A 12116-nucleotide genomic window follows, 5' to 3' on the forward strand; every position below is an offset into this window, starting at 1 on the left:
CCGGCCGGGTTCCCTCGGGTCCGGGCGCGCGGGCGTCCCTCAGGACTCCTCGGGCAGGACCTCTTCGGGCAGTTCCACGCCGTTGTCCTCGGCCCACTTGACCGCGCCGGGGTGCATGGTCACCGAGGACTCGGCCATGGTCTCGGGGACGAAGTAGTCCTCGCCGGCGGCGTAGACCGAGGTGAGCTGGTCGGTGTTGTTGTACAGCGCGTCGAGCACGTCGTAGGCCTTGTCCTCGGGGAAGTCCGAGGGGACCACCAGCAGGTTCCACAGCGCGATGGTGTTCACGTCGTCCTCGACGGTGGAGTAGGTCCCGCCGCTGATGACGTGGTCGCTGTAGTAGGGGTAGCTGTCGGTGATCAGCTCGCGCTCGTCGTCGCAGAACGGGATCAGGTGGATGGGGTCGGTGGCCTCCAGCTCCAGCAGCGTGTTGTGCCCCTCGCCGACCACCCACGATCCGGCGTCGATGGTGCCGTCGCGCAGCGCGGTGGAGGTGTCGGCGTAGTCGAGGTGCTGCACGTCGGTGCTGGTGAAGCCGAGCTCCAGGGCGTTGAAGATGAGCTCGTTGGCCAGCGCGTTGCCGCTGCCGGCCGGACCGGCGGAGTAGCGCTCCCCGTCCACGTCGGAGAAGCACTCGAAGTCCTGCTCCTCGTTGATGGATTCGAGCGAGACCGCGTGGTACACGTTCGGGTAGAGCGCGGTCAGCACCTTGGCGTCGACCGCGGTGTTCTCGAAGTCCCGCTCGCCGTTCACCGCCTGAGAGGTGGCGTCGGACTGGGCGATGCCCATCTGCAGCTGTTCGCTGCCGATCTGCTTCATGTTCGCCACCGAGGCCTCGGTGGAGGTGGCCGAGGCGGTGGTGCCCTCGACCTCGGAGGAGATCACCTCGGCCAGGGCGCCGCCGAGCGGGTAGTACACGCCGGAGGTGCTGCCGGTGCCGATGGTGATGTCACTGAAGTCGCCTCCTCCGCCGTCCCCGCCGCCCTGCTGGGCGGGCTGGGCACAGGAGGCGAGCAGGAGGGCGCTCGCGGGGATCGCGGCCAGTGCAAGGGGGTTGCGCATCGTGTGGGGGGTCCTCTCGAAGGCGGGGCGGGCGCGGGCGCTCCGGGAGCCTCGGTCTCCGTCGGGTCGTGTCACGTCTCCCGGTGGGTCCGAACGGTGCCCCTTCGTGAGTAATTTGTCTGATTCATCGTTGAGATGCGCGAGAAGTCTAGTGATCTTCGGCCGGATCGTGCCAGTGGTCCGCCGTTTAAAAGGTGAATTGCCGAATTACGCACGAAAAACGCCCCGTGCGAATTATGTCGGGATTCCGACCATTCGTCCGGGGCGGGGTCCGGCCGGGCGGCGGTGTGCCCCCCCGGCGCCGGGGCGGGTCAGCAGGGCAGGAACGGGTCGGGCCCGGCCCAGCCCTCCGCGTCGCGGCGGCGCACCTCGGCCAGCTCGTCCTCGGAGAGCACCCGCGGGGCGCCGAGCGCGCGGCTGCGCGTGTACACCCCGCACAGCCACTCCAGCAGCCGCATGTTCTCGTAGGCGCGGTCGGCGTCCGGCCCGGAGGCGGCGCCGCCCAGGCAGGCCAGCAGTGCGGCGCTCCGGCCCTTCAGCGCCTTGACGGCCTGGTCGGCCAGCTCGCCCGAGCCGTAGGCGGCGTACCCGGCGACCGGCACCGCGCCGCCGAGGCGGGCCGCGGCCTGGTGCACCGGCGGCAGCTCGGACAGCACGGCCGAGACCGCGGCGGCGTGCTCACCGGGCGCCTGCACCAGCGCGCCGATCGCCGTGCACCGGTGCACGGCGATGTGCAGGGTGGTGTCGGCGGCGGGGCCGCGGCGCCCCTCCAGGACGCCGCCCTCCAGGGAGAGCACCGGGCAGTCGGCGGGCTCGACGCGGTCCAGGGGGACCCCGGCGGGGGTGACGGCGATCAGGTCGCCGGAGCGGACGCTGACGGTTCCGGACCCGCCGTGGGCGAGGCCCTCGGCGGCCAGGCGGCGTGCGGTCCGGGAGGCGTCCCTGCGCTCTTGCTCTAGAAGCATGGTCGCTCGCGTGGTCGGGCCGGTGCGGTGCGGCCGGCGGTTGCGGGGTGCGTGGGGGACTCGGGCGTGCGCGGCGGGGTCCGTTTCACCGGGGCCCGCCTTAGGCATGCCTTATCTACGTTACCTCCCCTTGGGGTGGTGTTGTCCAGGGCGTACGCTCCCGCCAGGGGTGGTCCGCGCCACCGCGGCCGATCACCCTCCGTGCCGTGTGCACTTCAAAGGATGGTCACGGTCCGTTACCAAACTCTGATCTGTTGCGTGATGTGAACCACCGTTGCGTGTCTGTCTTGCGCATGTTTTCGCAGGTCAGAGCCTCAATTTCGGTAAGTCACGATAAAGTAACGTCGGGTTTAAAGTGTTTTGAGGCGTTTCTGCTGGGCAAGACGGTTCCGTGATGCAACCCTACGTAACCCTTCCGAGCAAGCAGTACCTGTCGGAACCGGGGGCGACCGCCGCCGGGAGCCTGTTCATCGGCGGCCGGTGGTCCGCGGCCGCCGAGGGCGGCACGCGCGATGTCCTCAACCCCTACGACGCCTCGGTGCTCACCGTCGTCAGCGAGGGGACCCGGGCCGACGCCGACGCGGCCGTGGCCGCGGCGCGGCGCGCCTTCGACGAGGGCTCCTGGCGCGGCACCCCCGCGGCCGAGCGCGGGGAGGTCCTCGGCCGGATCGCCGACCTCCTGCAGCGCGACCGCGAGGAGATCGCGCTCATGGAGTCCCTGGACACCGGCAAGACGCTGGAGGAGGGCCGGATCGACGTCGACGACGTCACCGGCGTCTTCCGCTACTACGCCGGGCTGGCCGACAAGGACGCCGGGCGGATCGTCTCCACGCCCGAGGGGATCTTCAGCCGCGTCGTCTACGAGCCCGTGGGCGTCTGCGCGATGATCACCCCCTGGAACTACCCGCTGCTCCAGCTGGCCTGGAAGGTGGCCCCGGCCGTCGCCGCGGGCAACACCATGGTGATCAAGCCCAGCGAGATCACCCCGGTCACCACCTGCAAGCTGGTGGAGCTCGCCCTTGAGGCGGGCGTGCCCGCCGACGGCGTGGTCAACCTGGTGCTGGGCACCGGCGCCGAGGTCGGCGCCGCCATGGTCGAGCACCCGGACGTCGACCTGGTCTCCTTCACCGGCGGCCTGGCCACCGGCAAGCGGATCATGGCCTCGGCCGCCGAGACGGTCAAGAAGGTCGCCCTGGAGCTGGGCGGGAAGAACCCCAACATCATCTTCCCCGACGTCGACCTGGACACCGCGGTCGACTACGCGCTCAACGCGGCCTTCTTCCACTCCGGGCAGGTCTGCTCGGCCGGGGCGCGGCTGATCGTCCACGAGGACGTGCACGACGCCTTCACCGCCGAGCTCGCCCGCCGCGCCGAGGCCATCGTCATCGGCTCCGGGCTCAAGGACGACGAGGGCGTGCGCTGCGGCCCGCTCGTCTCCGCCGAGCACCGGGCCAAGGTCGAGGCCGCGGTCGCCCGCGGCGTCGAGGAGGGCGCGAAGATCATCGCCGGGGGCAAGCGCCCCGACGACCCCGAGCTCGCGAACGGCTACTTCTACCGGCCCACCGTGTTCACCGGCTGCTCGCGCGGGATGGACATCGTGCAGACCGAGGTGTTCGGCCCGGTCGTCACGGTCGAGACCTTCCGCACCGAGGACGAGGCGATCGCGCTCGGCAACGACACCGACTACGGCCTGTCCGGCGCGGTGTGGACGAACGACACGGGGCGCGGCGAGCGCGTCGCCGCCGCCCTGCGGCACGGGACCGTGTGGATCAACGACTACGGCCCCTACTTCGCGGGCGCCGAATGGGGCGGGTTCAAGCGCTCCGGCGTCGGGCGCGAGCTGGGCCAGGCGGGGCTCGACGAGTACCGCGAGGCCAAGCACATCTACCGCAACCTGGCCCCCGAGCCGCAGCGCTGGTTCGGCGAGGTCTGAGCGGTGGAGCCCGCGCACACCGACCCCTGTCCCCGGAACCACCTGGAGCGTCCATGAGCGAGAACGCCCCCACCTATGACTACGTGATCGTCGGCGGCGGCACCGCCGGCTCGGTGATCGCCAACCGGCTCACCGAAGACCCCTCGGTCAGCGTCTGCGTGATCGAGGGCGGCCCCTCCGACCGCGGCCTGGACCGCGTGCTCGACCTGCGCGAGTGGCTGGGCCTGCTGGAGAGCGACCTGGACTACGGGTACACCACGACCGAGCAGCCGCGCGGCAACTCGCACATCGTGCACTCGCGCGCCCGCGTGCTCGGCGGGTGCTCCTCGCACAACACCCTGATCAGCTTCCGCCCGTTCGCCGAGGACCTCGACGCCTGGGTGGCGGCCGGAGCCGAGGGCTGGGACAACGCCACCGTGCAGTCCTACGCCGACCGGCTCAAGAACAACATCGTCCCCATCGCCGAGAAGGACCGCAACGACCTGGTCAAGGACTGGGTCCAGGCCTCCGCGAAGGCCACCGGCGTGCCCGTGGTGGAGGACTTCAACGCCCGGACCTCGCACGGCGGCGGGTTCCGCGACGGCGTCGGGTTCCTGTCGATCTCCTACGACCCCTACACCGGGCAGCGCTCCTCGGCGTCGGTCGCCTACCTGCACCCCATCATGGACGTGCGGAAGAACCTGACGCTGATGCTGGAGACCTGGGCCGAGCGGATCGTCTTCGACGGCGACCGCGCCACCGGCGTCGAGGTCGTCACCCCCGACGGCGAGCGGGTCACCGTCTCGGCGACGAGCGAGGTGATCCTCAGCGCCGGGGCGATCGACACCCCGCGCCTGATGTTGCTCTCCGGCGTCGGTCCCAAGGGCGACCTGGAGCAGGTCGGCATCGACGTGCGGCACGACCTGCCGGGCGTCGGGGAGAACCTGATGGACCACCCCGAGTCCATCATCATGTGGGAGACGAACCGGGACGTCCCAGACGAGACGGTCATGCACTCCGACGGTGCGCTGTTCATCCGCCGCGACGAGTCCGACCCGCGTCCGGACCTGATGTTCCACACGTACCAGATCCCGTTCGACGACAACACGAAGCGGCTGGGCTACGAGTCGCCGGGGTGGAAGCGCGCCATGTGCATGACGCCGAACATCATGCGCTCGCGCTCCCGGGGCAAGCTCTGGCTGAAGAGCGCCGACCCCGCGGAGAAGCCGGCGCTGGACTTCCGCTACTTCACCGACCCCGACGGCTACGACGAGCAGACCATCGTCGACGGGCTGAAGATCGCGCGGAAGGTCGCCGAGACCGAGCCGTTCAAGTCCTGGATCGCCCGCGAGGTCGCCCCCGGGCCGGACGTCGTCACCGATGAGCAGCTGTCCGAGTACGGGCGGCGCGCGGCGCACACCGTGTACCACCCGGCCGGCACCTGCAAGATGGGCGCCGCCGACGACGCGGCCGCCGTGGTCGACCCGAGGCTCAGGGTCCGCGGCCTGCGCGGCCTGCGGATCGCCGACGCTTCGGTGTTCCCGACCATGCCCTCGCCCAACCCGATGGTCACGGTCCTGACCGTCGGGGAGCGCGCCGCGGACCTGATCCGCGCCGACCGGGCCTGAGCCTTCGGCGGACCGCCCCGAGCCCGCCGGCCGGGCGGTCCGCCGACGCACCCCCGTCCCCGACCGATCCGTCCCCCCGAACGGCGCCGGCCCCTCCGGCGCCCTGTACCCGACGAGCGCCGCCGCGCGCGCAGCCGTGCTGTGCCCGAAGCGGCCATCAGAGGTGGCTTTCTCCTATGAGTTCCGCAGCGAACGACCCACAACTCGACACCGGACAAACGAATACCCTCTCCGCACCCCCTCCGGACGTCGAGGCGAAGTTCTCCGTCCAGAACCTGTGGAAGATCTTCGGCAAGCGCGCCGAGCGCATCATCGGCAGCGAGCACGAGCACGGCGGCCGCGACGAGGTCCGCGAGGCGACCGGCTGCACCATCGCGGTGCGCGACGTCTCCTTCGACGTCCGCCCCGGCGAGACGTTCGTGGTCATGGGCCTGTCCGGCTCGGGCAAGTCCACCCTCATCCGCTGCCTGACCCGCCTCATCGAGCCCACCGCCGGGTCCGTGCTGCTCGACGGCGAGGACATCCGGCAGATGTCCCCGGCCGCGCTGCGCGAACTGCGCCGCCGCAAGGCCGCCATGGTCTTCCAGCACTTCGGCCTGCTGCCCAACCGCACCATCATCGACAACGTCGCCTACGGGCTGGAGGTGCGCGGCGCCTCCAAGGCCGAGCGCCACGCCCGCGCCGCCGAGATGATCGGGATGGTCGGCCTGGCCGGGTACGAGACCTCCCGCCCCGGCCAGCTCAGCGGCGGCATGCAGCAGCGCGTCGGCCTCGCCCGCGCCCTCGCGGTCGACCCCGAGGTGCTGCTGTTCGACGAGCCGTTCAGCGCGCTCGACCCGCTGATCCGCCGGGACATGCAGAACGAGGTGCTGCGCCTGCAGAAGGAGCTGCGCAAGACCTCGGTCTTCATCACCCACGACCTGGACGAGGCGCTCAAGCTCGGCGACCGCATCGCCATCATGCGCGACGGCGCGCTGGTGCAGGTCGGCACCGCCGAGGAGGTCGTCGGCGACCCCGCCGACGACTACGTGCGCGACTTCGTGTCCGACGTCTCGCGCATCGAGGTGCTGACGCTGCGCTCGCTGATGCGCCCGGCCCGTGACGGTGAACCGCTGGACGGCCCCGAGGCCGCCCCCACCACCCTGGCCGGGGAGGCCGTGGCGGTGGCCGCCGGGGCCTCGGCCCCGGTGCGCGTCACCGAGGACGGGCGCCTGCTCGGCGTCGTCGGCCGTGAGGACCTGCTGCGCGTCATCGCCGAGGACCGCGCGCAGGTGCCCGCCGCCATCGCGGGGGTGTGAGCATGGCCCCGACCGCGACCGCGACGGCGGAGAACGCCGAAGCACCCCGCAAGCTCCCCGCCCCGGACGGCCCGCGGCCGGACGGCACCGGCTCCGGCGCGCTGCGCGCCCTGCTCTCCCGCACGTGGGTGCAGGCCGCGGCCGTGGCGGCGGTGCTGGTGCTGGCCGCGGCGCTGCCGCTGCCCGGCAGCGTCACCGCCTTCCCCGCCGGCCCGGGCGAGTGGCTGGACGGCCGCCTCAAGGAGCTCTTCTCCTGGGTGGTCTCCAACCGCGACACCAGCCCGATCTTCGTCTACGGCTTCAACTACCTGGGTGTGTACCTGGGGTCGGCCGTGGTGCTCATCAATGACCTGCTGACCGCCCTGACCTGGACCGGTGTGACGGTGCTGGGCGTGCTGGCGGCCTGGCGGCTGGCCGGGTGGCGGGTCATGCTCGTCGTCCTGGCCGCCTTCGCCGTCTTCGGGCTCTTCGGCCTCTGGGAAGAGGCCATGGAGACGCTGGCGCTGATCACCGCCGCGGTGCTGCTGGCGCTGCTGGTCGGGCTGCCGCTGGGCATCTGGTCCGGGCGCAGCGACCGCGCGGAGCGCGCCATGCGGCCGGTGCTGGACTTCATGCAGACCATGCCGGCCTTCGCCTACCTGATGCCGATGCTGCTGATGTTCGGCATCGGCAACCCCGCCGCGGCGGTGGCGACCGCGGTGTACTCGCTGCCCCCGGCGGTGCGCATCACCTCGATGGCGCTGCGCGGCGTGGACCGGGGCGCGGTGGAGGCCGCCGAGTCGCTCGGCTCGACCGGGCTGCAGATGCTGCTGAAGGTGCGGCTGCCGCTGGCCAAGCGCACCATCATGCTCGGCGTCAACCAGACCATCATGCTGGGCGTGTCCATGGTCGTCATCGCGTCGGTCATCGGCGCGGGCGGCCTGGGCGACGCCGTCTACCAGGCGCTGCAGAAGGACCGCATCGGCCTGGCCCTGGAGGCCGGGCTGGCCATCGTGATGCTGGCGATCGCCATGGACCGGGTCACCGGAGCCATCGGCCACGGCCGCCCGGTGCCGCCGCGGTGGTACCGGTTCGCCTTCGGCGGCGGACTGCTCGCCGCCCTCGTGGTGTTCCTGCTGCCCACCCCGCTGCGCGCGGTGGACGGCTGGCCGCGTGCCTGGGAAGTGGACCTGGCCGGTCCGGCCCAGGCCTTCTACGAGGCCATGAAGGACACCATCGGCCCGTTCACCTCCGCCCTCGGCGACTGGACCGTGGTGTGGGTGCTCACCCCCCTGCACCAGATGCTCGCCGGCGCGCCGTGGTGGCTGGTCATCGCCGCCGCCGCGGTGCTGGGCGGCCTGTTCGCCGGGCGCCGCGCGGCCGTGGTGGGCGTGCTGTCCCTGGCGGCCGTCGGCCTGATGGGGCAGTGGGGCAACGGCATGAACACGCTCTCCCAGGTGCTGCTGGCCACCGTGCTGGTCATCGCGCTGGGCATGGTGCTCGGCATCGCGATGTCGCGCAGCGACCGGGCCGCCGCCGTGGTCCGCCCGGTGCTGGACGCCATGCAGACCCTTCCCCCCTTCGTGTACCTGATCCCGGCCGTGGCGCTGTTCAGCGTGGGGCGCGTCCCCGCCCTGGTCGCCGCGGTGGTCTTCGCGCTCCCGCCGGTGATCCGGCTGGTGAACGACGGGATCCGGGGCGTTCCGGCGAACACCGTGGAGGCCGCCCGCTCGCTGGGCTCCTCCCGGTCGCAGCTCCTGGCCAAGGTGCAGCTCCCGCTGGCGCGTTCCTCGCTGCTGCTGGCGGTGAACCAGGCGATCATGCTCATCCTCTCGATGGTCGTGATCGGCGCCCTGGTCGGCGGAGGCGCGCTCGGATACGACGTCGTCTTCGGCCTCAAGCAGAACGAGTTCGGAATGGGACTCACCGCGGGCCTGGCCATCGTGTGCCTCGGCCTCCTCCTCGACCGCATGACCCAAGGAAAGAGAAATGCGTAGAACCACCGCGACCCGAACCGCCTCGATCGCCGTCAAGGGTGCGGCCGCCGTCTCCGCGATGGCCGTGCTGTCCGCCTGCGGCGGCGCCACCTCCCAGGACGTCGCCGGAAGCGACGAGACCGTCACCATCGCGGTCAACGGCTGGGTGGGCTACGAAGCCTCCGCCGCCGTGATGGCCTACCTCCTCGAAGAGGAGATGGGGGTCAAGGTCGAGCAGAAGAAGCTCGACGAGCAGCCCTCCTGGCAGGGGCTCAACGACGGCGACCTCGACGTCATCGTGGAGAACTGGGGCCACGAGGACCTGATGAAGCAGTACGGGCCCGAGGGCAACGACACCGTCGTGGACGGCGGCCCCAACGGCAACATCGGGACCCTGGGCTGGTACGTGCCCAAGTACCTGGTGGACGAGAAGCCCGAGCTGGCCACCTGGGAGGGGATCAAGGACAACACCGACCTGTTCCAGACCCCCGAGAGCGGCGACAAGGGCGAGTTCCTGGCGGCCGACCCGGCCTTCGTCACCCAGGACCAGGGCATGATCAACCACTTCGACATGGACCTGAAGATCGTCCACGCCGGGTCCGAGGCGGCGCAGATCACCGAGATGCAGGAGCGGTACGAGAAGGAGGAGCCGTTCCTGGCCTACTTCTACGACCCGCAGTGGCTGCAGAACGAGATCGACCTGGTCCACGTGGAGTTCCCGGAGTACGAGGACGGCTGCGCGGACGACGAGGAGGACGTGTCCTGCGGCTACCCGCAGTACGACCTGAACAAGATCTTCAACAAGGACTTCGCCGAGGCCGACTCGCCCGCGTACCAGATGCTGAAGAACTGGGAGTGGACCAACGAGGACCAGAACGCGGTCGCCAAGATGATCGCCGACGACGGGATGGACCCCGAGGAGGCGGCTGAGAAGTGGGTCACCGACAACGGTGACGTGTGGAAGGACTGGATCCCCGCGGACGCCTGATCCGCGCGGGCACCTAGAATTGTCTGGTATGTGCGGCGGCGGGCGGTGTTTCCGCCGCCGCACATTTCTGTCCGGTTCCCCCGCCGGGCGGACCCCTGCCCCTGGCCCCGCACCTGCCCCCGTAGCACCGAGACGACCCCCGAGGCGGTAGTTCCCCATGTCCGGTAACCCCAGCACGCCGACCCGCCCCCGCCGGGCGGTGCAGGCCCTCGCCCTGACCCTCGCGGCCGGGCTCGTCGCCTCGTGCGGCGCCCCGGACGGCGACACCGGCGGCAGCGGGGGCGGCGACACCCCCGTGCGCATGGCGGTGAACGGCTGGGTGGGCTACGAGGCCTCCGCCGCCGTGCTCGCCCACCTCATCGAGGAGGAGCTCGGCGGCACGGTCGAGAAGGTCGAGGACGACGAGGAGACCTCCTGGCACAAGCTGGCCGAGGGCGAGGTCGACGTGATCCTGGAGAACTGGGGCCACCAGGACCTGATGGACCTGTACGGCGCCGAGGAGAGCCAGCTCGTCGTGGACGGCGGGCCGAACGGCAACGACGGGCGCATCGGCTGGTACGTGCCGCAGTACGTGGTGGACGCCTACCCCGAGGTGGCGACCTACGAGGGGCTCGCCGAGCACACCGACCTGTTCCGGACCGGGGAGGGGAGCGGGCCCGGCCGCTTCCTGGGCGCGGACCCCACCTTCGTCACCCAGGACCAGGGGATGATCAACCACTTCGGCCTGGACCTGGAGATCGAGTACGCCGGGTCGGAGGAGGAGCAGATCGAGGAGGTCCGGGCGGCCTACGCGAAGGAGGAGCCGGTGCTCTTCTACTTCTACGAGCCGCAGTGGCTGCATGACGAGATGGACCTGGTCAAGGTCGAGTTCCCCGAGTACGTCGACCTGTGCGAGCTCGACGCGGACGACATCGCCTGCGACTACCCCGAGTACGAGCTGAACAAGGTCTTCTCCAAGCCCTTCGCCGACACCGGGTCGCCCGCGTACCGGCTGCTGGACAACTGGCAGTGGACCAACGAGGACCAGAACCAGGTCGCCGAGATGATCGCCGGTGAGGGCATGGCCCCCGAGGAGGCGGCGGCCGCGTGGGTCGAGGAGCACCCGGACGTGTGGCAGGAGTGGATCCCCGAGGACGCCTGAGCGGGCCCACCGCCCCCCGCCGACGGGGCCGCCCCGCACCGGACGGCGGTGCGGGGCGGCAGCGGACGGGGGCCGGGTCCGGTCCGGGGCCTCAGCGGGCGGCGCCGGCGAGCGAACCCGTGGTCTGCCCGGCCTCGTCGTAGATCAGGCAGCTGATGGCGCGGTCCCCGCTCGCGAAGGAGTCCTGGGTCGGGACGTAGTACGAGAGCTGCAGTTCGGACATGGCGTACTCGACGCCGACGAAGGAGCCGAACTCCTGCTCGCAGAAGGTGCTCGCCTCCTGGTCGACACCGGCGTCGCCGGGCCACTCGGAGGCCTCCATCTCGGTCTCGGCGTAGACCTCCGAGTCGTGCGGCTCCTCGCAGGGGACCTTGGGGACCTCGGCGACCTCCTGGTCCTCGGCGACGGTCTCGTCGTTGAGGCAGTCGCCGACGGCCACCTCGAAGATGTCGGCGTCCACCTCGCCGGACTCCTCGGCGGCCGACGCCTCCTGCTCCAGCTCGTCGGCGGTCTCCTGCAGGTCGTCGGCCACGCCGCCGCAGGCGCTCAGCGCGAGCACGGCCCCGACGGCACCGGCACCGGTGGCGGTCCGGAGGTTCTTCAGGGGACGGATAAGGGACTTCAAAGCAGAACTCCATTGTCGCTCTGGTCGGAATGGGGTGGATGGACGATAACAGGGATCGCGTCGGCTGAATGGCACATAAGGACCTTCGACCCGAATGATGTGTGCAGATCCCTCGGGTTTCGCGTTCGGCCGCCGCGACGTCCCAGGTCGTCCGGGCGGGACGGGGTGGAGGTCGGGGAGAAAAAATTTTTTCTCCTACCCGTAGGGGGTGTGCGGACCTGCACTGTCGTACCCGTGGTGTAGGGGGTGCGGTCGGTTGGAGATCCCTTGCAGAGGACAGGGAAATACAGTCCGAATCCAACCGGAGCACAACCGAATTCCGAACGGGAACCGCGCTCTCCGGCGGTCGGCTCCCCTTTATGCCGATCATTACCGGTGGCGTCCGGGCGACGCTCTGGAATGAACTAATGCGCTAACCGGTCGATCCGGTTCGGCCGCCGCCGTCTCAGCCGGATGGGGAGAGGGACGAGGGGAGTGAGGGGAGCGCCGACGAAGGTCGGCGGGCCTACCTGTCGCGCTGTCGGCCGCCGGGCGTGTGCGTG

At 70.8% G+C, this 12116-nt stretch carries 9 protein-coding genes; 6 read left to right on the forward strand and 3 right to left on the reverse strand.

Annotated features, from left to right (window positions below; genetic code table 11):
* Positions 1-39: 39 nt before the first annotated feature.
* Both O4U47_RS15045 and O4U47_RS15050 read right to left on the reverse strand, forming a co-directional pair.
* Positions 40-1062, reverse strand: a complete 1023-nt coding sequence (locus O4U47_RS15045; RefSeq protein ID WP_270678478.1) for a TAXI family TRAP transporter solute-binding subunit — start codon at positions 1060-1062, stop codon at positions 40-42.
* A 311-nt stretch (positions 1063-1373) separates the two neighbouring features.
* On the reverse strand, positions 1374-2027 hold the full coding sequence (locus tag O4U47_RS15050) for a class II aldolase/adducin family protein (RefSeq protein ID WP_270678479.1): 654 nt from the start codon (positions 2025-2027) through the stop codon (positions 1374-1376).
* Positions 2028-2421: 394 nt separating this feature from the next.
* Between O4U47_RS15050 and O4U47_RS15055 the strand changes: the two genes are divergently transcribed.
* The 6 genes from O4U47_RS15055 (at position 2422) to O4U47_RS15080 (ending at position 10949) form a co-directional block, all read left to right on the forward strand.
* Positions 2422-3960, forward strand: coding sequence for an aldehyde dehydrogenase family protein (locus tag O4U47_RS15055; protein ID WP_270678480.1), 1539 nt, complete (start codon positions 2422-2424; stop codon positions 3958-3960).
* Positions 3961-4013: 53 nt separating this feature from the next.
* Positions 4014-5567, forward strand: coding sequence for a GMC family oxidoreductase (locus tag O4U47_RS15060; protein ID WP_270678481.1), 1554 nt, complete (start codon positions 4014-4016; stop codon positions 5565-5567).
* Between the two features lie 176 nt (positions 5568-5743).
* A complete protein-coding gene (locus tag O4U47_RS15065) occupies positions 5744-6865 on the forward strand; it encodes a quaternary amine ABC transporter ATP-binding protein (RefSeq protein ID WP_270678482.1) in 1122 nt (373 codons plus the stop codon).
* 2 nt (positions 6866-6867) lie between these two features.
* Positions 6868-8841: an ABC transporter permease gene (locus tag O4U47_RS15070; RefSeq protein WP_408638974.1), complete on the forward strand. Its 1974-nt coding sequence runs from the start codon at positions 6868-6870 to the stop codon at positions 8839-8841.
* Entirely contained in the window at positions 8834-9808 is a 975-nt protein-coding gene (locus O4U47_RS15075; RefSeq protein ID WP_270678484.1) for an ABC transporter substrate-binding protein, read from the forward strand. The genes O4U47_RS15070 and O4U47_RS15075 overlap by 8 nt, the downstream gene beginning before the upstream one ends.
* A gap of 157 nt (positions 9809-9965) precedes the next feature.
* Positions 9966-10949, forward strand: a complete 984-nt coding sequence (locus tag O4U47_RS15080) for a glycine betaine ABC transporter substrate-binding protein (protein WP_408638975.1) — start codon at positions 9966-9968, stop codon at positions 10947-10949.
* Positions 10950-11040: 91 nt separating this feature from the next.
* On the opposite strand, the gene O4U47_RS15085 is transcribed toward O4U47_RS15080, so the two are convergent.
* The gene (locus tag O4U47_RS15085) at positions 11041-11574 is read right to left on the reverse strand and encodes a septum formation family protein (RefSeq protein WP_270678485.1); all 534 of its coding nucleotides are present in this window, start codon (positions 11572-11574) and stop codon (positions 11041-11043) included.
* Positions 11575-12116: the final 542 nt, after the last annotated feature.

It is taken from the genome of Nocardiopsis suaedae (genome assembly GCF_027706745.1).
GTDB lineage: Bacteria > Actinomycetota > Actinomycetes > Streptosporangiales > Streptosporangiaceae > Nocardiopsis_A > Nocardiopsis_A suaedae.